Raw genomic sequence first — 21,417 nt, 5'->3', positions numbered from 1 at the left:
ACTTGCCGTTAGTGAGCTTGGCCATTATATATGTCGCGCATAGACTTAGGGAGTAAATTGCCGTGTCAATGGATTTGGAGAGTAAGGTCGATCTAGAGGAGACAAGTTTCGACAGTAGCGAGACTTATCAGCCGACCGAAGGCGAAGAGTTTATGAATCCCCGCCAGCTTGCGTATTTTCGTAAGAAATTGGTGGCGTGGAAAGACGACATTCTGCGCGAGAGCAAAGAGACTCTAGAGGCGCTGCAAGAAGAAAGTCAAAACCATCCTGATATCGCTGACCGTGCGTCTTCAGAAAGCGACCGGGCGCTTGAGTTGCGTACGCGTGACCGTCAACGCAAGTTGATTTCAAAGATTGATGCTGCTTTGGCCCGTGTTGATGATGGTTCTTATGGGTATTGTGAAGTGACGGGTGAGCCTATTGGTTTGGCCCGTTTGGATGCGCGCCCAATCGCGACAATGAGCCTTGAAGCACAGGAAAAGCACGAACGTCGCGAAAAAGTCTATCGGGACGATTGATCTAGATCGTTGTTTGCCTAGACTTGGTCTGTGCTAAAATGGTTGCGTTTTTGATGCATTCGTTGTGTGATGAGCGCAATTAACAATTGTCTGTTGGCGTAAAGGGGTAGGGTTGGTCATGAATCAAGCAGTTTTGCATGATCAGCCAGCTTTTGCTTCAGGGTCAGACATGCGCCCAGATCCCAACCTTTGGCCGATTTCCAAACCATATGACGTCGTGTTCTACCGCTCGTATGGCCCAAAATCGAACGTAAACGTTACTTTTCAGCACCTTTTTGATCTAGATGCTTTTAAATCTGAGCGGAAATTCACGCATTGTGCGCTGGTGGGCTCGGAGCTAACAGCCATTGAAGCTTATCCGCGTGCCGTGAAAGGCTATTACACCGACATGGTGCACCCTGGCGGTGTGCGTTTTGTGCCGGTGATTGACCTTTGTTATGACAGCCAAAATCGCTATCGCGACTTCATGGTGCTTCGTGCGCCAGGTTTGAGTATGCCTGAGACCGCTTTTGGCGCCGAGTCTATGCTCAAAGCTTGGCGGTATATAGAATCGAAATATGGCCTGCGTCGCTTCTTGGGGATCGGTCGCGGACCACGCGATAGCAACGCCAAGCAAATAAAGGAATGGCTTTCTTGTTCGGATTTGGTGTTAAAGGTTCTGGCGGATTCCGAGCGTTTCGGGTTGAAATTCCAAGAACGTGTGACGCCAAGTGGGTTGGTTGCAACTTTGCGCGGGTTGGGGTGGCAAGATGTCACCCACGATTACGCGCCGCATCGATTTGAAGCGAAAAGCCGGCAATATATGCAGCGCTTTGGTTTAACGGGTGGACAGCGGGCTGGTGTAGACCTCTACGCGCTGAAAATGGCTTGGAACTTGGGCACTTTTGCTCAGTCATTACAACGCCAGCAATATATGGTCGAAGAGTATATCAACCGGCGCTTGTCCAATGTTTGGCCAGATGGGCTGGACGCCGGGCGCTATTTTGAGAAATTCACCGCAGAACATGCGATGCAGGTGCTCAAGCAGATCAAAAGTGCTCGACAGGAAGAGTTTTCTGCCCACATTGATCCGTTGTTGGCTGAGCTTTCTCAAAAACGGCACGTGCTGAAATAGGTTCTGCCATGTCACGGATCGTCATTGTCGGGTATAAGCCAAAACCTGGGTGTGATGATCAGTTAGCTGCATTAATGAAAACCCATGTGCCCCGTCTTCGGGACGAAGGACTTGCAACGGATCGCCAGTCCATCGTTATGCGGACGGCTGACGGCACGTTTGTTGAAGTCTTTGAATGGGTCAGTGAGGCGGCGATGCAAGCAGCGCATTCAAACCCAAATGTTCAGAAAATGTGGGCAGAATATGCTGAGCTTTGTGACTATGTGCCGGTCGGCGATTTGCCTGAGTCGGCAGAGTTATTCTCGTCATTTTCGTCGTTTGACGCCTAGTTATCTAGATCTGCCAGCAGTTTCTTTGTCAGTCTATTGAGTTGTTTCAATTCGTCAGTTGATAGCGAGGCGAGGATGTTTTCCTCATTCTGCACATGCATTGGAATGAGTTGGGTAATCTTGTCAAAGCCAGCTGTCGTTAGTGCCACAATAACCCCGCGGCGGTCGTTGGGATTTTTGCGGCGTTCAACAAATCCAGCCTTTTCCAGCCGGTCGATCCGGTTGGTCATGCCGCCAGACGAGACCATCGTGGCTTCATAAAGTTGTGTCGGGGTGAGGGCATAAGGCTCGCCGCTGCGGCGCAATGTTGCCAAAACATCAAACTCACCGGGATGTAGCCCGTGCTCTGCAAAGAATGGTTCTAGCTTTTGTTGCATGATACGAGCAGAAACCTCAGCCAATCGTCCAAGGGTGAGCATGGGTAAGCTGTTGATTTCAGGCCATTCTTTTTGCCACTGATCGGCAGCGAATTGCGCGCGGTCCATAAATCCCTCAATTTATCTTGACATTAAGATACTTTATGTAAAGATACAATCCAAATGATAAATGGAGAATATCTATGGCTGGCCATATCACGCCAGCGTCGCCAAAGGATAGTCCCTTAGGCGGCGTTCCTCTCGTTGTGCCTCCAGTTCTGCAGGGGTTCTTCGACGTCAAAAAGTTTTTGCCATTGATGCTTTTGCTCATCGTGGGCAGCTTTTTTGGCGCAACAGCAGTAAACGGCAAAATTGCTGCAATTGCAGGCTGGGATCCGATTGTCTTCCTAGCGCTATCTGGTTCGCTTGGCGGCTTGCTAATGATGTTTGGTCTGCGACTGTTCGGCCACAGAATGGATTTTCGTGCTGTTGTATTGCGGTTCTCTTTGCTCAGCGGGTTTCTGTTTGCACTGCCAAATCTCATTTTTTTTATTGCGGTGCCGCATGTTGGCGCTGGATTTGTTGCACTGGTTACAGCGTTTGCGTCGGTACTTACCTATGTCTTTAGCGTTCTCCTGCGCACAGAAACATACAAATGGCAAAGCGCGATCGGTGTGACGATTGCTCTTTTGGGAGCAGTTGCGCTTAGTGTGGGCAAATTAGCGGACGGCAGTTTTCCCCTTGTTTGGGTATTGGTGGCGCTTGCAGGTCCTGTGTTTCTGGCAATCGGCAATATTTATCGATCTTGGGCATGGCCCGAGGCGGCATCTCCTTTTGCGCTTGCGCCATTAATGTTGATTTTTGCCGGTTTCATTTCAGCAATAGTTGCCTTGGCTCTAGGACGACCAATTGTGGCATTGCCATCTTTAGAAATGGCGCAAGTCTTGCTAGTTCAGGTGATGATCTTCGCCGTTGGATTTGCGTTCTATTTCTTGCTGCAAAAAATCGCTGGCGCTGTCTATTTGAGCCAAATTGGACCCATTATCGCTTTTGTTGGTACCGGGTTGGGGATTTTTTTGCTTGGTGAGCCTGCGACGTTGTCTTTGTTGGCTGGCGGTGCGGCAATCATTCTGGGTGTCGTCGTCTTCAATCTTAGCCGAGATCAAAAATAGAGAAGGACGCGGCAAATTGGGGAAAGCCGCGCCCTTCTGGGGAGAGCCAACCGAAAAATTGGGGAAATTCGATTGGCAAAACTTGTGTCAGATTAGAATGGTAGGATCGCATCCATGAATTGTTGGCCGTATCGTGGTTGCTGCACGTCGGTGATTTGACCACGTCCACCATATGATATGCGGGCCTGAGCGATCTTTGATGATGGGATTGTGTTTGCAGCCCCGATATCTTCTGGGCGCACAATGCCGGCGACAATCAGATCACGAACTTCAAAGTTGACGCGCACTTCTTGGCGCCCTTCAATCACTAAGTTGCCGTTTGGCAAGACTTGAATAACGACCGCTGCAACTTGAGTTTCAAGTGTCTCTGAGCGATCAACCGATCCATTGCCACTGTCTGCGCTACCTGATTTCAGCTCGATTGCGGTTGATGGTGAAACGCCGGGAACAACGGAGTTGAACAAAGATCCAACCACGCCACCTGCGCCAGCATCGTTAGTGCTGGTGCGCGAACGGGCGGTCTTGTTTGAGAATTGTGCCTTGTCAGAAATCGTCACCTGTACGGTCAGAATATCGCCAACTTTGCTGGCACGTTGATCTTTAAAGAAACCGCGTGTGCCAGAGATGAACAGCGAATTGGGTGAGTATGCAACCCGCTCCGGTGCAGGCATCGGCATGTTGACTGGCTTGTAGCCCGCTTGCGCTGTAGGGTTTTCAATTGTTGTTAGCGTCGGTGCTTTGCCAATGCCTGCCAAGCGGTTTGCAGTTGTGCAGGCAGCCAAGCTAGCGCCAAGAGCGACGATTGTTATGATCTTGAACAGTTTCATGATTGGCTCCTAATTACCGGCTTGCAATGCGGGTTGGATCGTTTGTGATCAACACCGTGCCAGCGGCTGCGGCAAAGCCTTGAACAGGTTTCTTTGACATCAGATTGAGAACGGTGACCAACTGTCCTTCGGTGGCAGCGTGAAGTGCCTGACCTTTGACAGTAAGTTTGAGTGGGCCGTGTTGATAGAACAGCGTGACCAATTCGTTCCGGTCGATAATAACAGGGTCGGACAGGTCGGAGATTTTGATCATGCTGCCACCGCGAACGGCGCGGGTTAGGCTTTTGCCGACAAGGTCTTCCAGGCGCAAATCGCCCTGTGTTTTGGAAAAACGAACTGGCACAGATTTGAACTCAATATCACTGATGTCGATGATCTCGCCTTTTACCATTGTGCGGCCAAGGTGAGCAGCTGGTTCCAAAATCTCAAGTCGACCGTTGACGCGAATTGGGTTGGTGTGCCCAGCAAGCGCCAATCGCGCAGCGACGCGGCCCGTTTGCGGTTCGAATGTGAAATCAAGCAAAGTTGCAGGGCTTGATGCTGCAGGGTCAGCATAAATCGCTTCATATGAACCGAACGGTGCAAACTGAGCTTCTTGGTGATCAAGTAATTGACCGCGCGCAGCAGCTTCTTGGCCAAAAATCTGACTTAGAAATTGGTTGTCGATTGCAATGCCTGGGCGCTCTACACGAACATGCGTGATGCCTTGAGCGTCAAAGCTGTCAATGCCAACGCGTTGTGCGGCCAATTTGATCGACGGTAGGGTCACCGCGCCAACAGTGCCTGGGGCAGGGGCGCGGAACAAGCCTTCTTCAGCCAACATGCCAGCATCGTCAAACATGTCGCCTACGGTGACGACTTTTGAGTGAACGGTCACATTGGCTTTGAGCGTTGGTGCTGCAAACCCAGCAGTGATGCTAAGTGCACCGATTAGCGCAGAGGTTAGAAGTGATTTGGTGAAGCGAAACATTCTAACTATCCCTTAGCGAAGCTGCGAAGTCGCTTGAAGCATTTCGTCTGCTCCAGAGATGACCCGCGCATTCATTTCATAGGCTCGCTGTGCAGCGATAAGATCGGCGATCTCGGTCACTGCGTTCACGTTTGCCATTTCAAGGTGGCCTTGCAACAAATTGCCAAAACCATCGGCATTGGCCGCGCCGGTTTGGGGCGATCCGCTGGCCGCTGTTTCGACATATAGATTGTCGCCAACGGCTTCGAGGCCAGCCTTGTTCACGAAGCGTGACAGCTGCAATTGGCCAAGAGCGGTTGGGCTTGAATCTTGGTTCAAGAAAGCTTCAACTTGCCCGTCGGCTGAAATTGATACCGAGCGCGCCGTGTCGGGAATAATGATGCCAGGTTGAACCAGATAACCTTCAATTGTCACCAGTTGACCTTGGCTGTCGCGCTCAAACGATCCATCGCGGGTGTAGCCCGTGCGACCATCTGGCATGGTGATAGAGAAGAAGCCTTCGCCACGAATGGCAACATCAAGTTCTTTTTGTGTTGGTGCGACGCTGCCTTGGCTCATGATACGAGGTGTAGCACCGAGTTTAACGCCCGATCCAACTTCAACACCCGTTGGCAATTGTGTTCCGCCTTCTGAGGTTTGTGAGCCGGAGCGACGATAAACTTGGTAGAGCAAATCCTGGAAATCAGCGCGTTGCTTCTTAAAGCCAGTGGTCCGCATGTTGGCGATGTTGTTTGAGATCACCTCAACGTTGCGTTCCTGAGCGGCCATCCCGGTTGATGCTGTGTATAGAGCTTTCATTTATTCAATTCCTTCTTGCTGGGACAGCGCAAACTACGCGTTGAGGTCGCCTAGGCGCTTGATCGCATTGCGTCGCAACTCATCTTGCTTTTGCTGCAAGTTCGCCATTGAAGTGTAGGCGCGGGTGACGCGGATCATTTCTGTCATCTCATTCACGCCAGAAACGTTTGAGCGCTCGATGGCCATATGAACGATGCTTGATGGATTATCGAAAATTGGGTTTTCGCCGGAGAACATGGTGTCGCCTTCGCGCTTTAGCGCTTGCGGGTCTTCAAACTCTGCAACGCGCAGAATACCTTTGTCACCGGCTGAGGAGGAAACGCGACCGTCCTTGGTCACGATGATACCCGTTTCCTCAGGGGCAAAGGTTAGAAAACCACCATCAGCAAGGACATTATATCCTTCTGACGTCACCAATTCGCCGCGTTGGTTGAGTTGGAATGCGCCGTTGCGTGTATATCGTTCGCCAGCAGGTGTTTGGACGACAAAGAAACCCTGGCCCTGAATGGCCATGTCCAGTTCATTGCCCGTTAGTTCGATTGAGCCTGAGGCAAAATCGTCGATGGTTGCCCAATCTTGCGTAAAGGACAGAGGCTGGTCGAGTGACTTGAAGTCTTTATGCCGCGCAGTGGGCATAATGTATTCTTCGAAAAGAATATCGACGTTCTTGTACCCGGCGGTGTTGATGTTGGCCATATTGTTCGCAACAACGTCCATTTGACGTTGCAGCGCAATTTGCCGCGATAAGTTTATGAGCTGTGCATTTTCCATTTTGCACTAATCTCCCCAATTTTGTTCAGCGAGCCACTTCCCCAAGTTTTTCGCCTGTCCAACATAATGCGAGGATCGTGCCAGTTTTTAAGTAATTGTTATATATAGGTTTTTGTTGAAGTTTGTGCTTTAGGTAGGGTGCGCTTTGTGTGCTGGGGTAAAAACTCCTCGGCAAAAATTGCCCAGCAAGTTTGAAATGGTAATACTTCGTTAACCTTCTCGTCGTTACGTGGATATGTGGAAAGAATTTCCTTATTGATGTGCACCGTACCAGTAGAGCAAAAACATGGCAGACCAGACGGCTGAAGACGTAGAAGGCGAAGAAGGCGAGAAGAAAAAAGGCCCCCCAATGATGATCATCATTGGTGCGGCGGTCATCTTGTTGCTTGGCGGCGGCGGTGCGGCTTACTTCTTTTTGTTTTCGGGCGGTGGAGATGATGCGGCGTCCGTTCAGGCGGAGCAAGTGCGCCAGACCTATTTTCATGACCTTGAGACCATCACAGTAAACTTGAACTCTAAAGGGGAGAGCAAAGAGCTCTTCTTGAAAGTCATTGTTTCTCTTGAATTGGCCGATGAAAGCTTGGTGCCGCAGGTTGATGCAATGATGCCGCGCGTTCTGGATACTTTCCAAGTTTACCTTCGCGAATTGCGCAAATCTGATCTTGAGGGGTCAGCGGGTATCTATCGCTTGAAGGAAGAGTTACGCCGCCGTGTGAATTTGGCACTGTTCCCAACTCAAGTTGAGAGCATTGTTTTCAAAGAGATATTGGTGCAATAGGGGCGCTTGAAGCATGTCGGAATCTGACACTGACGATCTCTTAAAAGAATTTGGAATCTCTGGTGACGAGGAAAGCTCGGACGGAGATGGCGAAGGCGCGGCTGCTGAATGGGCTGCAATGATCGAAGGTGGCGATGATGATGAAGATGGCGCTGCCGTCGATCGTATTCTAAACCAAGACGAAATTGATAACCTTCTAGGATTTGATAGTGGCGACATGGGCATCGGAGACCTTTCCGGGGTCCAGGCGCTCATTAACTCGGCTCTGGTTTCCTACGAACGTCTACCGATGTTGGAGATTGTGTTTGACCGCTTGGTGCGGTTGACCACGACGTCTTTGCGCAACTTCACCTCTGATAACGTTGAAGTGTCTTTGGACAGCATCACGTCTGTTCGTTTTGGCGACTATCTGAACTCTATTCCACTTCCAGCGATTTTGACGGTAATCAAGGCCGAAGAGTGGGACAACTTTGGTTTGATGACGGTTGAAAGTAACCTCATCTATTCCATGATTGATGTGCTTTTGGGTGGACGCCGCGGCAACAATACGATCCGGGTTGAAGGCCGACCTTATACGACAATTGAGATGTCGCTGACCAATCGCATGATCGAGTTGATCTTGGACGACATGCACAAGGCTTTTGAGCCGTTGACACCGGTTAACTTCAAGATTGAACGCATGGAGACCAACCCGCGCTTTGCCGCTATCGCAAGGCCGGCAAATGCTGCGATTTTGATCGAACTGCGCATCGATATGGATGATCGCGGCGGCAAGGTCGAGATTCTACTCCCATATGCGACGATCGAGCCAATTCGTGAGCAATTGCTACAAATGTTCATGGGTGAGAAGTTTGGTCGCGATCCCATCTGGGAAGGGCACCTTGCGACCGAAATTTTCAATGCAGATACCTCCATTGAGGCTGTCTTGCATGAATGGGAAATCCCCCTTTCAGACATGTTGAAGTTAGAAGAGGGCGACACGTTGATGTTTGAACGTTCGCCCAGTGATCCGGTGTCTTTGCGGTGCGGCGACGTGATGCTGACCGAGGGCATTATGGGTCATATTGGGAAAAATGTTTCAGTGCGGGTTACGCGACCACTTAACCCTCCAAAAGTGACCATGGCAGTGTTCGAGGCCATGGATGAGCAAGGAGATGACTAATTATGGGTAATTTTGCACTTGGACTAATCGTAGAGGGTGCCGTCGCTGTTCTGCTCATTCTTACAATTGGTTACTGCTACATACTAAATGTGAGGCTGAAGCGTTTGCGCGATGATCGCGCCGCTCTGCAAACCATGATTACTGACTTGGTGCGCGCAACCGATCAGGCGAATGGCGCAATTACTGAATTGCGCAAAACGGCGATTGAGTGCGATGGCATGATCCAAACGCGTCTAAGTGAAGCCGAGAGTTTTTCGATTGAACTTGCGCATCACGTCAATGCTGGTCATTCGGTGATGAGTAAAATCGCCATGATTGCCCAGACTGCGAAAAACGCGGCGCCTCAACCTAAGGAAAAGCCGCTTAAAGCGAAAGCCGCGCTTGACCAGCTCGATAACTTTTCGCGGCGTGATGGAGCTGCTGCGTGAACTCAGTGAGACTTTTGCCGGTCGTGATGGTCGTGGCGTCCGCGCTGCTACTGTTCAAGCTTTTTGGCTTTGTAACTGGCGACCTCTATATTTTTGGCACCCGTGAAGTTATCGCGCAGGAAGCAGAAGCTGCTGCGGAAGGTGAACAGGCGACGGAACAAGGCGGCGAAGAGGAAGCAACCAATCCAGTTGTTGAAGCGACAAATGCGGCGCTGGATCCAAACCGGCCAACCGATGCTGTTGCCAAGGTCTTGAATACACAAGGACAACTTGAAGCCTTAAGCGAAGCCTCGGGCGTGGCGCCAACGGAACTTGAGTTTTTGGAGCGTTTGAGTGAGCGGCGCAAGCAGCTTGATGCATTGGCGGAACAGTTGGCGGTGCAAGAATCTATTGTAAGGGCAGCTGAATTGCGTCTTGAGACGCGCGCAAATGAACTGAAACAAATCGAAGCGCGAATATCTGAATTGGTGGACCGCAAAGAAAGCCAAGAAGAAGAAAAGTTCAAAGCGTTGGTGGCTACATATGAGAACATGAAGGCCAAAGATGCTGCTCGGATATTTGATCGTTTGGATATGATTGTACTGGTGCGCATGGTTGAGCGCATTAACCCACGAAAAATGGCGACGATTATGTCGGCAATGGACCCTGAAAAAGCTGAAGCGCTCACCATAAATCTGGCAAATCCCAACCTCACGGACATGAGTCAGACGGTTGATGGTCCAAGCAATGACGAATTACCGCAGATTGTTGGTCAGTAGAATGGGCAAATAGTAAGGCGCCGTTAAGCCTACCGCGATAATTTGTATGGAGTGAAAATGTCGGAGCCCATTGCGGTCGATGAATGTAAAAAACGCACCAAAAGCCGCTGATCTGCGCGCTTTCGCGATCCTATTGTGGATGGCGATTGGTTTGGTGTGTGCATTTTTGCAACCAGTTTACGCTCAAACGAGCGTGCAAAGTGAGCGTGTTGAAGTTATTGCCCAAGGGCAAACGGGCTATGGCCGTCTAATTATCCGCTTTAAAGACCGGCTCAATTTGCCATCCTATACACTTAAGACGCAGGGCGGCGTGATGTCGCTTGAGTTTTCTAAGCCAATCGAAGTTGCTCTCCCTGACGTCACCGAGCATCTAAGCGAATATATTGCAGTTGGTCGACTTGACCCGGATCGCAAAGGGTTGCGATTTGGATTGAAGCGAGATTATCGCATCAACAAGATTGAGGCTGGCGAACGGCTGTTTATCGACCTAATCCCAGAGGATTGGACCGGATTGGATCCTGCGCTTCCTGAGGAAGTGGTGAAGGAACTTGCCTTGCGTGCCGAGCAAGCCGCTTTGCTGGCTGAACGACGTCGCAAAGCAAAGATTGCCCGCGAATCTAAGCCCGAAATGGAGATACGCCTAGGTCGGCATCCCACTTTTTCTAGGGTCGTTTTCGATTGGTCGATGGAAACAGAAGCCGAGTTTAATGTGGAAGATCGTACTGCGTCTTTGCGGTTCGAGTGGCCCGTTGATGTTGATCTTTACAAGATCGAATCTGATTTGCCGCCTGAAATCTTGGGGGTCTCAAAACTTGTCTCCGACGATGGGCTGTTGATCGTGTTTCAATTGGCCGAAGAGGTGGACCCACGCTTTTTCAACGAAGAAAAGCGGCGCTACACGCTCGATCTGGACTTTTCAAATAACGAAAGCATCAGCGTTCCGTTGGCAGATTTGGTCGAAGGCAATATTCCTGATGATCTTGAATTGACGACCGAGGAAGAAGAGAAGACGCCAGCAGAAGTTATGCAAGAGCAGAAACTTGAGCGCGGGCCTGCATTCTCGCGACAGACGTCGATTACGCCTTTTATCAACCGCATCGGCGGTACTGTTCGCTTAGTCTTCCCATTTGAACAGGACACGCCTGCTGCGGTCTATAAGCGCGGCGGAGCGGTTTGGATGATTTTTGATACTCACGTGAGTATCGACAAGCCCGCTGACATGGACATGATGGGCGGAATTGCGAGCGATATTGAGGTTGATAGTGCGGGCGAAACGCAAATTGTGCGTTTGAATATGAATGCTGATCGATTGGCCACGCTGGGCTCTGAGGGTCGATCTTGGGTTCTGTCACTCGGCGATATCTTGATCGCGCCAACAGAGCCCATGACATTGGAGCAGGAGACGACTTCGACGGGCCGCGTGCGTATTTCAGCTGATCTGCAGCGCCCTGCAAAAGTGCACAAAATCCGTGACCCGAATGTCGGGGATATGTTGCATGTGGTAACTGCATATCCGCCATCTCGCGCGGTGGTTCGCGATTTGGAATATGTAGACTTTCGAGCGCTTCGTGCTGTGCACGGTTTAGTGGTTAAACCGTTTCATCACGAGCTAACTTTGGAAATCGCTGAAAGCCGAGTGATCATTGATTCCAACGATGGATTGATTTTGTCTTCTGGTTTGGAGCGGCGAACCAATCAGACCACGGAAGAGAATGAGAACCGGATAAGCTACTTAGATTTAACAAGTTTTTCGGTGAACAACCCGCAGGACTACCGCGATAAGCTTGAAGAAATATTCAATCGGGCAGCGGACGCAGAGGGTCCTCAATTGGAAGCGACGCGACTTGAACTGGCGCGCTTTTTCCTTTCCGAACAGCTTGCCTACGAAGCTATTGGTATAACCAACGTCTTACTGGCGGACACAAAACGCCCCGCACTACTTGAGAAAACAAAAATTGCAAAAGCAGCCGCGAGCGTGTTGGCCCGTCGGCCGGATGATGCGCTTGAATTGCTGCTGGAGGATAGCCTTGCAGAAGCGTCTGATGCGATAATGTGGCGTACAATGGCACGGGTGCAGCGCGCGGAATATGATATGGCGCGCGCGGATGCTTTGTTGTCAGAAGAGGCTGTTCAGAATTACCCCGATTGGTTGCAAAACAAGTTCTACTTTGCTGCAGCGCGCGCAGCAGTTGAGGAAAGCGATGCAAGTTTGGCGGTCCGTTATCTGGATGCCATTGATTTTGCGCGCTTGGATCAGGAAGATCTTTCAACCTATGATCTTCTTTCTGGTCGGATTGATGAGATAGAGGAGCGCTATGAAGAAGCGCTTGATACCTATGGTTCTGTGATGAATGCGGGCATTCGTCCTACCCATGCAGAAGCTGTTTATCGCACGTTGGTTATTTTGGACAAAACCAACAAGGTGGATGTTGAAAAAGCTAAGCAAACCCTAGAGCTACAGTCCCTGACGTGGCGTGGTGGTCATTTGGCGGCGAAAATTCAGCACATGATGGGACAATTCCAATTTCGGTCAGGCGACTATCGCGCTGGATTTGAAACTCTAGAGCTGATGGCGGCAGAATACCAAGACACGCCCGATGAAACCGCGCTTTACGAGGAAGCAAAGCAGGTCTTTGCGGACCTCTATCTAGATGGTGAAGCGGATCGGATGGACCCAATCTCTGCGCTTGCTGTGTTTTATGATTTCCGCCATTTGGCGCCTGTTGGTGCTAAGGGCGATGAAATGATCCGCAATCTGGCGCGCCGCTTGGTGAAAGTCGACCTGCTGGAACAAGCTGGCGGCTTGCTTGAATATCAAATTGATAATCGCTTGGAGGGGGTTGCACGTTCAAAAGTAGCAGCAGATCTCGCGGTTATTCAAATTGCTGACCATCGCCCCGACTTGGCTTTGAAGACACTTTATCGAACGCGACTTGCCAATTTGGTGCCAACACTTGAGCGCCAGCGTCGGATTCTAGAGGCGAGAGCGCTTATAGATGCGGGCCGCGACGAATTGGCAGTGGATATTTTGCGCGGACTTGAGGGGCGTGATGCTGCGCTGCTGGAGGTCGATGCGCATTGGTCTGGCCGTCGCTATCGGGAAGCTGGCGAAATGTTAGAACGGATTTATTCTGATGGTTTGCCAAGTGGTGCGCTTTCAACTTCCGTGCGCAACCATATGGTCAAAGCGGCGGTCGCTTATACTTTGGCGGGCGATGAAATTGGCCTAACAAGGCTGCGGGCGAAATATTCAGGCCGCATGGCGGGGACGCCGGAATGGCCAGTATTTGAATTTGTTACCAGCAAAACTGCATATGGCACCGTGGAGTTTAGAAAACTTGCCCGCCAAATCGCGGACGTAGATTCGTTAAACTCGTTCCTCAATGCCTATAAGACGCAATATGTCGATAGTGGCGCCATCGCGCCGCAGGCGGACGTGCTCTAAGGTCTCGCCATCGTAACGGCTAGCCGAAACTTCGAATGAGCGATCCGGCGACCAGGTGCCATCCATCTACCAATACGAAGAAAATCAGCTTGAACGGTAACGAAATCACGATTGGTGGCAGCATCATCATACCCATGGACATAAGGACAGATGAAACCACCATGTCGATGACGATGAATGGCACGAACAATAAGAAGCCGATCTCGAATGCCCGCCTAAGTTCAGAAATCATGAAGGCTGGCACCAAAATGGTCAGCGAAAGGTCTTCCGGATTTTCTGGAATATCGGTTTCCGTTAGATCTAAGAATAGCTGCACATCCTTGTCGCGAACATGAAGGCGCATGAACTCGTGAATTGGCTCGGCCGCGCGCGGTAGCGCATCTTCTAATTGCAACTCGCCTGCAACAAGCGGTGCGATGCCAGCGTCATAGGATTGCTGCAAAGTTGGTGCCATCACAAAGGCCGTAAGGAAGAGCGCAAGTGAGATCATCACCGAGTTTGGTGGCGCAGTCTGTAGGCCAATCGCTGTCCGTAGAAGCGACAAGACCACCACAATGCGAGTGAAACTTGTCACCATGACCAAAATGGAAGGCGCAAGCGATAGGACTGTGATAATGGCGATCAACTGGACCGCACGCTCAGTTAGTGTGGTTTGATCGCCGAAATCGACAGAAATGTCTTGTGCAAGTGCTGGGAATGCGATGAGAGAGCCAACTAACATGACCGCAAAACATGCCGCAGAAAGCTTCAGACAACGCAATAGCGTTGCCTTAACGAAGTCTATGTCGTTGCCGCTGCTATTTGCTGTTTGCTGGCTTGCGACCTGACTTTTTGTCGTTGGTCGCATCGTCGTCCTTGTCACCATCTGCTCCTTGCACCACCTCAATTTCGGGTGCTTCCTGAGCAGCTAATTTATCTGAGTCGTTCAAATCATCGTCGTTATTTTGATCCAACTCGCTTCTATCCACGCCTTTGTGACGTGTTACTGGGCGTAAAATACCAGGATAGCGTAGTGTCGACGCGGTTGTTTCTGGGCTGGACTTGCCGAGTTCACGCAGTTTTTCAATCGCGGTGACGTTAGATTCTGGCGCCGGTTCCTTCGTTTCGCTTGAAGGTGCCGGGACAATACGTGGCGCTGCGCGATTAAACGGAACGGTGCCATTTGTAGATGGTTTTGTGGAAATCGGCTGTTTTGGCGCTGGGGACTTAGGTTCAGTGGAAATTGGCTCCACCTTTGGTTCTGCTTTGGCCTGTTCGGTTTGGGTGGTTACCGTTTTTGCTCGTTTTGCTGGGGTCTTTTGCACCACGGATTCATCGGGATCAATACCCGTTTCAATGACCACGTCAGTTGGGCCACCGATCATAATCAGGTGTTCTTTGTTGTCTCGACGAATGATGACCAGCTGACGCTTATTGTCCACGGCCGCAGTTGAAATTACGCCTAGCCTTTTAACCCGGTTGCCAAGTCCGTTTCTGCTGGCATTGAATGCAAATTTGAGAAGCCAAACGACCAAGACTATTGCAACAACTACTGTAACCAGGCTTCCGGCTATTACCCAAAGATTATTGTCAACATTGCCGAATAGATCGTTGATAAAGCCCATTTTTCGCTCATTCCCCGTTTGTCGTGCCAAACTTGCCCATCAAAAAGCACGTATCTGTTGCGGATATTTATTCCCACAGTCCCAGCTATACAAGCAAATTGGGCAAGGACAAGGCCGAAAAACACGTAAATTTCGCAATATGAAAGATATCGTTAATGAGGTGTTAACCAATTGGGCGGCAATATCTGCCTAGTAGAAGTGGAAGCGAATTTATGTCGATCTCTAAATTGCCATTGTTTCAGGCGCTTGGTCAAAAAATGAAGTGGCATCAGACACGCCAATCATTATTGGCTGAAAACGTTGCCAATGCTGAAACACCTGGCTATCGCGGCAGAGACCTAAAACCTTATTCATTTTCAGAACAGATGAACGCGCTGCAAATGTCGAATGTTTCGACCAGTGCAACTGATTCACAGCATTTTACGGTTGAAGGGCAGGGCGCAGGCAAATTTGGCGCGCGCAAGCTCAATAGTTTTGAAATTACGCCCGAAGGCAACCAGGTGGTGCTCGAAGACGAGATGATGAAGGTTGCGGGCAACCAAATGGACTACCAAGCCGCAACGACACTTTATTCGCGTTCAATAAAGCTGATCCGGACAGCATTAGGCAAAGTCTAGGTTTTGCCGGTTGGGGATCAGTTAGGAGTTAAGCAATGACAGATTTTTCAAATTCTCTAAAGATCGCAGCAACCGGGTTGCATGCCCAGTCTGCGCGTATGCGGATTATTGCAGAGAATATGGCCAATGCCAGTTCAGCCGCAAAAGAGGCGGGCGGGGAGCCTTATCGTCGCCGAATTCCTACATTTGAGGCGGTTTATAATCGCGAGCTTGCCGCGCACCAAGTTGAAATTGGCAAGGTGAGCTATGACATGAGCGATTTCCAAAGTCGTTATGAGCCTGGGCACCCGGCTGCCGACGAGCGTGGCTATGTGCTCTATCCAAATGTGAACTCTTTGATTGAAACCATGGATATGCGCGAGGCACAGCGCACATATGAGGCGAATTTGAATGTTATTTCCACGTCCCGCGCAATGCTTGGCGGCACGTTGGATATTTTGCGTGGCTAGACCGCGTTAACGGAGAGCCAATTGCTGCGCTTGTGTTGGGGAACACGAAAACGGCGAAGGCAAATGTAAAAGTTGGGGAATTGAAATGAGCGTACCGTTTTCTGCGGCATCAAATGCTTACGCAAGCGCAACCAAACTTGTCGATCAGGCCTCCAAAGCAGCGCCAGGTGCGGCGGCCGGAGATATGGGCGCTGGCCCTGATTTTGGCAAGTTGGTTGCTGAATCTATCGGTAGTGTGGTCGAAACGGGCCGCCAAGCCGATCAAAAAGCACTAGATCTTGTTGATGGAAAGTCCAACGTGGTTGATGTGGTGACCGCAATTTCAGAAACTGAGATTGCGCTTGAAACCATGGTGACGATTCGTGACCGCGTTATCAGCGCATATGAAGAAATTATGCGGATGCCGATTTAGCGGCTTCGCAAGTTTGATCGGAGGCGCAAAATGACCGGTGCACAAGTGCTCGATGTTGCACAGGATGGCATTTGGACGCTGATCTATGTTTCTTCACCCCTCATGATTGTGGGGTTGGTGGTTGGTGTGGTGATTGCGCTGTTTCAAGCGCTCACGCAAATCCAAGAAATGACATTGGTATTTGTGCCAAAAATCTTGGCAATCTTCATAACGATGATTTTGTTGCTTCCCTTTATGGGATCGATGATGGGTGGCTACATGAACCGTGTGGCTGATCTAATCATATCTGGCGGTTAGTGCGATGAGCATCGATTGGCTCCCACAAACCGCAATGACCTACATTCTGATATTTGCGCGATTGGGCACAATGGTCATGCTCATGCCCGGCTTCAGCTCGCAGCGTTTGCCGATGCGGATGCGTTTGACAATTGCATTGGTCTTCACCTTCATCATGTATCCGTTGATTTCGCAAAACTATCCGGCGCAGGCAGTAGCGTTTTACCCAGCTATTGTGTTGCTGCTTTCAGAGATTGGTGTTGGTCTTATCATCGGTGGCGTGTCGCGCATTTTGATGTCTGCGGCGCAGGTGGCGGGTACTGTGATTGCCTTTCAAACAGGTCTTTCCTTTGCGCAAACGTCTGATCCAACGCAAGGCGGCGTGCAGGGCGCTATTTTCGGTAATTTCATTGCTGTGTTGGGTGTCACGCTGATTTTTACCCTCGACTTGCACCATTTGGTGTTGGCGGCGATTTACCAAAGTTATTCGATTTTCACCCCGGGAGCGCCATTTGATCTGAAGGATGCTGCCGACATGGCCGTTGATGTTGTGGCGGGCAGTTTTGTTGTCGGCGTGCAGATGGCCGCACCGTTTTTGGTTTTTGGTCTTGTGTTTTATTTCGGCCTTGGTCTGCTGGCACGTTTGATGCCGCAGTTGCAGGTTTTCTTTATCGCAATGCCAGCGAACATCGCGATAGGCCTTCTACTCTTTGTGTTGCTGCTTACGATGATGATGACCTGGTATATGAACCATATTGAGCAGTTCTTGCTCAAGTTGGTTGGGTAGGGGGCAGCGTGGCTGACGAACCGGATAAGTCCGAGAAAACCGAGGACCCCTCTGACAAAAAGCTCGAAGATGCGCACAAACGAGGGGATGTTGCCAAAAGCCAAGAGTTGACGACTTGGTTCATGATGGTTGGCACGGCTTTCGTTTTTGCACTCATGGCGCCAATAACCGCATCCAGTCTGATGAACCAGCTGAAGATGATCATGCTCAACGCAGATCAAATTGAAGTGGGTGGCCCTGGATTTGGGGCCTTCTGGCAAGGCCTTTCAGGCACGGTATTGCTGGTTGCCATTGTGCCTTTGCTCATTATGGCTTTGTTCGCTTTGGCCGCAAATTTGGTACAACACCGCCCGGTTTGGTCGCTTGATCCCATCAAGCCGAAATTCTCCAAGATTTCGCCATTGAGCGGCGCGAAGCGCTTGTTCTCCAGTGAAGCGCTGGTCAATTTCGCGAAAGGTATCGCTAAGCTTACAATCGTTTCATTGATAATGTTTTTGGTGATGTGGCCAGAGCGAGATCGACTAGACACAATCATCACCGCCGATCCCTCGATGATAATGCCAGTATTCCAGGAAATGGGCATCAAGATCATTATTGGGACGCTGGCCGTTATTACTGTCGTTGCGGGCCTAGATTTTATGTATCAGCGCAACAAATGGTGGGAAAAGCAAAAAATGACCATCAAAGAAGTGCGCGACGAATACAAGCAAATGGAAGGTGATCCGAAAGTCAAAGCGAAAATCCGCCAATTGAGGGCAGAGCGTGGCCGTAAGCGCATGATGGCTGCGGTACCTGACGCGAGTGTGATTATCACCAACCCGACGCATTATGCGGTGGCACTTAAATATGAACAGGGCATGGGCGCACCGGTTTGTTTAGCAAAGGGCATCGACGCGGTTGCCTTGAAAATTCGTGAAATTGCCGGTGAAAACGAGATACCAATTGTTGAAAATCCACCGCTTGCGCGCGCCTTGCACGCAACCGTTGAGATTGAAGAAGAAATTCCAGCGGAACACTTTAAGGCGGTAGCCCAAGTTATCGGTTATGTGATGCAGTTGCGCAAATCACGTTCGTGGAGTGCGGGTTAGGCCAAGTGAGTTTGGGATAAAGCGGCTATTTCAAACAAAAATACTGCGCAATCCTTCGAATTGATGAATAATGTCTTAAACTTGCTTGATGCAAGCGCATCATTTGATGTTGATTAGAGAACAAGAATAATCATGATTCTTGTGTGATTTCGCAGCAGTATGGCCGCGCCGACACAAGACAGAATAGGGGCAAAAAATGTCCATGACGCCGCTGGCCCAAGATAGCTATCCACAACCCGCTGCTCGTTCCCGTTTGGGTGGCGGTGGCGTTTGGCGCGTCATCTTGCTGTCCGCCTGTTTTGTTGGGCTCGCGGTTGCCTATTCGATCTTTGGCGATCAAATCCCTGCGGACATGCTTCTGCTTGTGTTGGGCGTTCTTGCTGTTATTGGTGTTTTTTGTCTGTTTGGTTTGGCCGCGGGTCTTTTCAAAATTGCACATAGCGATGACGGACCAGCCCTGCAAAACGCAATTGTTGATAGTCTTGATTATGGCGCTGTGGTTGCCGACCGCGAGGGGCGCATTATTTACGCCAACGCGGCCTATGGCGAGCTGATTGCTGGTTTGAACCGCAAGTCGGTTGTGAGTGTGCCGCGGCTTTTTGCTAGTGCTGCGGAGGCAAGTGAGGCGATTTATCGGTTGTCACGCGCCGCGCACGACGGTCGACGGGCAGTGGAAGATATTCGACTAACCGAAGGCGATGCGCTGAACGGCGTCGCCAATCAACCAGTTTGGTATCGGGTTTCTGTTCAAATATTGCCAGAAATTGAAGGTGCTGGTGGCAAGAAACTTGTGCTTTGGTCCGTTGAAAACATTTCGCGTGACCGTGAGCGACAAGAGAACATTTTCTTGGAGCTGCAAAAGGCAATCGATTATCTTGATCATGCGCCGGCAGGCTTCTTTTCGACAGATGGCCGCGGGAAAATTCAGTATTTAAACGCCACATTGGCACATTGGCTTGGCTATGATTTGGCCGAATTTGATGCCGGATCGTTGCGTCTGTCTGAAATTGTTCGGGGCGATGGGTCTGGATTGTTGCTTGGCGGCAGCAATGACGGCCAGATAAAAACAGAAGTGATTGATATCGATTTGGTAAAGCGTGATGGCACAAATCTGCCTGTACGCTTGCTGCACCGCGCTGCGCGATTGGCAGAGGGCGATTTGGGCGAAACGCGCACACTTGTGCTGGACCGCGCGCCCGGCGTGGATGCCTCTGAAGAACTGCGCAACGCAGAAGTACGGTTCAGCCGGTTCTTTAACGACACGCCATTTGCGATTGCGGCACTGGATGAGAGCGGCAAAATTGTACGCACAAACGCACCGTTCTCTCGCACTTTTGGCAACGAGCATGGCGAGAAAGCCACTGAAGGATTGCCGCTTACCGAGCTTGTTGCCCCAGAAGCCAGCTCACGCTTCATAAATGCGATTGAAACAGCCAAGTCTAATCAATCAACTATTGAGCCTGTGGATACAGTCTTGGCCGCCAACGAAGAGCGCAGCGTGCGGCTTTACGTTACTGGCGTGGCTGACGCTGGCGATAGCGACGAGCGTGTTATTGTTTATGCAATGGACACCACAGAGCAACGTGTGCTGGAACAGCAATTTGCTCAAAGCCAAAAGATGCAGGCCGTTGGTCAGTTGGCGGGCGGTATTGCACACGATTTGAACAATATCCTAACAGCGATTATTGGCTTTTCAGATTTGTTGTTGCTCAATCTCCGACCGAATGACCCTTCGTTCAAAGACACGATGGAAATCAAGCAAAACGCCAACCGCGCTGCTGGCTTGGTGCGTCAGTTGTTGGCGTTTTCACGGCGTCAGACATTGCGGCTTGAGGTTTTGGAAGTTTCGCTGCTTGTTGATGATTTGACGGTTCTGTTTAAGCGCTTGATTGGTGATAGCATCACATTGTCAGTCGACCATGCGCCAAATATCTGGCCGGTTCGCGCCGACCATATTCAACTAGAACAAGTGGTTATCAACTTGGTCGTGAATGCTCGTGATGCGATGCCTGAGGGCGGTAGTGTTAAAATTCGCACCAGCAATGTTGAAGAATCCGTGGCGGCGACATTCAACTATCGCGGCATGCCAGCGGCCGATTATGTGTTGATTGAAGTGGAAGACAGCGGTACGGGCATTCCGCCGGAAGTGCTTGCCAAGATATTTGAGCCATTCTTTACAACCAAAGATATTGGCAAAGGTACAGGACTTGGCCTTTCGACTGTTTATGGCATTGTGAAGCAAACTGGCGGATTTATTTACGCGGATACCGAATTGGGTCAGGGCACTACCTTCAAGATATTCTTGCCACGCTATGTTCGCAAAGAAGAAAAGCCGGAACAAATTGAGCAACAAACAAAGGTTCGTGATCTTACTGGCCAAGAACGCATTTTGATTGTTGAGGACGAAGACAGTGTGCGGGCATTTGCTTCTCGGGCACTATCGTCAGCAGGCTATGTTGTGCATGAAGCGGATAGTGGGGTGGACGCGCTTGAAGTGCTTGAAGAAATTGATGGCGAAATTGAGCTGTTGATTTCTGATGTGGTGATGCCAGAAATGGACGGGCCAACATTGCTTACGCATATGCGTGAAAGATACCCCGAAATTAAAGTGATCTTCGTTTCAGGCTATGCGGAAGAGAATATCCGCAAAGGGCTCGAGGATGATAGCTCTGTCGAGTTTTTGGCTAAGCCGTTTTCGTTGAAGCAACTTGCGCAGAAAGTGAAAACCGTTTTGGAGGGCGCTGAATAGGCGCCCACC

23 protein-coding genes are annotated in these 21,417 nt (G+C 50.3%); 16 read left to right on the top strand and 7 right to left on the bottom strand.

The features are described from left to right. The first annotated feature begins 68 nt into the window (after positions 1–68). From dksA to QQL65_RS15440, 3 genes are all read left to right on the top strand, one after another. Complete coding sequence (gene dksA, locus QQL65_RS15450) at positions 69–518, top strand: RNA polymerase-binding protein DksA (RefSeq protein ID WP_284365928.1); 450 nt, start codon at positions 69–71, stop codon at positions 516–518. A gap of 118 nt (positions 519–636) precedes the next feature. After that, positions 637–1,632: a hypothetical protein gene (locus tag QQL65_RS15445; RefSeq protein WP_284365927.1), complete on the top strand. Its 996-nt coding sequence runs from the start codon at positions 637–639 to the stop codon at positions 1,630–1,632. Between the two features lie 8 nt (positions 1,633–1,640). Further along, a complete protein-coding gene (locus QQL65_RS15440; protein WP_284365926.1) occupies positions 1,641–1,961 on the top strand; it encodes a putative quinol monooxygenase in 321 nt (106 codons plus the stop codon). Here QQL65_RS15440 and QQL65_RS15435 read toward each other — a convergent pair. Continuing rightward, complete coding sequence (locus QQL65_RS15435) at positions 1,958–2,446, bottom strand: MarR family winged helix-turn-helix transcriptional regulator (protein WP_284365925.1); 489 nt, start codon at positions 2,444–2,446, stop codon at positions 1,958–1,960. The two genes, QQL65_RS15440 and QQL65_RS15435, sit on opposite strands and share 4 nt — an antisense overlap. Positions 2,447–2,520: 74 nt before the next feature. On the opposite strand from QQL65_RS15435, the gene QQL65_RS15430 reads away from it, so the two are divergent. Further along, positions 2,521–3,489: a DMT family transporter gene (locus tag QQL65_RS15430; protein ID WP_284365924.1), complete on the top strand. Its 969-nt coding sequence runs from the start codon at positions 2,521–2,523 to the stop codon at positions 3,487–3,489. 92 nt (positions 3,490–3,581) lie between these two features. Here QQL65_RS15430 and flgH read toward each other — a convergent pair whose 3' ends face one another. Genes flgH through flgF form a run of 4 tightly spaced genes read right to left on the bottom strand, consistent with a single transcriptional unit; the run spans position 3,582 to position 6,855 of the window. Continuing rightward, positions 3,582–4,316 carry a flagellar basal body L-ring protein FlgH gene (gene flgH, locus QQL65_RS15425; RefSeq protein WP_284365923.1) on the bottom strand — a complete coding sequence of 245 codons (735 nt, stop codon included), beginning with the start codon at positions 4,314–4,316 and terminating at the stop codon, positions 3,582–3,584. 13 nt (positions 4,317–4,329) lie between these two features. Beyond that, positions 4,330–5,286, bottom strand: coding sequence for a flagellar basal body P-ring formation chaperone FlgA (flgA, locus tag QQL65_RS15420; RefSeq protein ID WP_284365922.1), 957 nt, complete (start codon positions 5,284–5,286; stop codon positions 4,330–4,332). A gap of 12 nt (positions 5,287–5,298) precedes the next feature. Continuing rightward, the gene (gene flgG, locus QQL65_RS15415) at positions 5,299–6,084 is read right to left on the bottom strand and encodes a flagellar basal-body rod protein FlgG (RefSeq protein ID WP_284365921.1); all 786 of its coding nucleotides are present in this window, start codon (positions 6,082–6,084) and stop codon (positions 5,299–5,301) included. A gap of 33 nt (positions 6,085–6,117) precedes the next feature. Beyond that, positions 6,118–6,855, bottom strand: coding sequence for a flagellar basal-body rod protein FlgF (gene flgF, locus QQL65_RS15410; RefSeq protein ID WP_284365920.1), 738 nt, complete (start codon positions 6,853–6,855; stop codon positions 6,118–6,120). A gap of 286 nt (positions 6,856–7,141) precedes the next feature. Between flgF and QQL65_RS15405 the strand changes: the two genes are divergently transcribed. The 5 genes from QQL65_RS15405 (at position 7,142) to QQL65_RS15385 (ending at position 13,426) form a co-directional block, all read left to right on the top strand. Further along, the gene (locus QQL65_RS15405) at positions 7,142–7,633 is read left to right on the top strand and encodes a flagellar basal body-associated FliL family protein (RefSeq protein WP_284365919.1); all 492 of its coding nucleotides are present in this window, start codon (positions 7,142–7,144) and stop codon (positions 7,631–7,633) included. A 13-nt stretch (positions 7,634–7,646) separates the two neighbouring features. Continuing rightward, positions 7,647–8,795, top strand: a complete 1,149-nt coding sequence (fliM, locus tag QQL65_RS15400) for a flagellar motor switch protein FliM (RefSeq protein WP_379863187.1) — start codon at positions 7,647–7,649, stop codon at positions 8,793–8,795. Positions 8,796–8,797: 2 nt separating this feature from the next. Further along, a complete protein-coding gene (locus QQL65_RS15395; protein ID WP_284365918.1) occupies positions 8,798–9,223 on the top strand; it encodes a DUF6468 domain-containing protein in 426 nt (141 codons plus the stop codon). Then, entirely contained in the window at positions 9,220–9,981 is a 762-nt protein-coding gene (locus QQL65_RS15390; protein ID WP_284365917.1) for a MotE family protein, read from the top strand. Before QQL65_RS15395 ends, QQL65_RS15390 begins: the two co-directional genes overlap by 4 nt. A 79-nt stretch (positions 9,982–10,060) precedes the next feature. Beyond that, the gene (locus QQL65_RS15385; RefSeq protein ID WP_284365916.1) at positions 10,061–13,426 is read left to right on the top strand and encodes a tetratricopeptide repeat protein; all 3,366 of its coding nucleotides are present in this window, start codon (positions 10,061–10,063) and stop codon (positions 13,424–13,426) included. A gap of 19 nt (positions 13,427–13,445) precedes the next feature. Here the strand turns inward: QQL65_RS15385 and fliP are convergent, their stop codons facing one another. Together fliP and QQL65_RS15375 are read right to left on the bottom strand one after the other, a co-directional pair. Continuing rightward, positions 13,446–14,147 (bottom strand): flagellar type III secretion system pore protein FliP, encoded by a 702-nt coding sequence (fliP, locus tag QQL65_RS15380; RefSeq protein WP_284365915.1) that lies wholly within the window; start codon positions 14,145–14,147, stop codon positions 13,446–13,448. A gap of 76 nt (positions 14,148–14,223) precedes the next feature. Beyond that, complete coding sequence (locus QQL65_RS15375; protein ID WP_284365913.1) at positions 14,224–15,030, bottom strand: flagellar biosynthetic protein FliO; 807 nt, start codon at positions 15,028–15,030, stop codon at positions 14,224–14,226. Positions 15,031–15,242: 212 nt separating this feature from the next. On the opposite strand from QQL65_RS15375, the gene flgB reads away from it, so the two are divergent. The 7 genes from flgB (at position 15,243) to cckA (ending at position 21,408) form a co-directional block, all read left to right on the top strand. Further along, positions 15,243–15,647, top strand: a complete 405-nt coding sequence (gene flgB, locus QQL65_RS15370) for a flagellar basal body rod protein FlgB (protein WP_284365911.1) — start codon at positions 15,243–15,245, stop codon at positions 15,645–15,647. A 35-nt stretch (positions 15,648–15,682) separates the two neighbouring features. Next, positions 15,683–16,096: a flagellar basal body rod protein FlgC gene (flgC, locus tag QQL65_RS15365; protein ID WP_284365910.1), complete on the top strand. Its 414-nt coding sequence runs from the start codon at positions 15,683–15,685 to the stop codon at positions 16,094–16,096. An 85-nt stretch (positions 16,097–16,181) separates the two neighbouring features. Next, on the top strand, positions 16,182–16,508 hold the full coding sequence (gene fliE / locus QQL65_RS15360; protein WP_284365909.1) for a flagellar hook-basal body complex protein FliE: 327 nt from the start codon (positions 16,182–16,184) through the stop codon (positions 16,506–16,508). 30 nt (positions 16,509–16,538) lie between these two features. Continuing rightward, on the top strand, positions 16,539–16,805 hold the full coding sequence (fliQ, locus tag QQL65_RS15355; protein ID WP_284365908.1) for a flagellar biosynthesis protein FliQ: 267 nt from the start codon (positions 16,539–16,541) through the stop codon (positions 16,803–16,805). 4 nt (positions 16,806–16,809) lie between these two features. Next, positions 16,810–17,571 (top strand): flagellar biosynthetic protein FliR, encoded by a 762-nt coding sequence (gene fliR, locus QQL65_RS15350; RefSeq protein ID WP_284365906.1) that lies wholly within the window; start codon positions 16,810–16,812, stop codon positions 17,569–17,571. Between the two features lie 8 nt (positions 17,572–17,579). Further along, positions 17,580–18,659 carry a flagellar biosynthesis protein FlhB gene (gene flhB / locus QQL65_RS15345; RefSeq protein WP_284365903.1) on the top strand — a complete coding sequence of 360 codons (1,080 nt, stop codon included), beginning with the start codon at positions 17,580–17,582 and terminating at the stop codon, positions 18,657–18,659. Between the two features lie 202 nt (positions 18,660–18,861). Beyond that, positions 18,862–21,408: a cell cycle histidine kinase CckA gene (gene cckA / locus QQL65_RS15340; RefSeq protein WP_284366309.1), complete on the top strand. Its 2,547-nt coding sequence runs from the start codon at positions 18,862–18,864 to the stop codon at positions 21,406–21,408. Positions 21,409–21,417: the final 9 nt, after the last annotated feature.

It is taken from the genome of Maritalea porphyrae, assembly GCF_030159895.1.
Lineage (GTDB): Bacteria > Pseudomonadota > Alphaproteobacteria > Rhizobiales > Devosiaceae > Maritalea > Maritalea porphyrae.
Note: the sequence above shows the minus strand (reverse complement) of the source record. Positions and strands in the feature narration are given on the sequence as shown.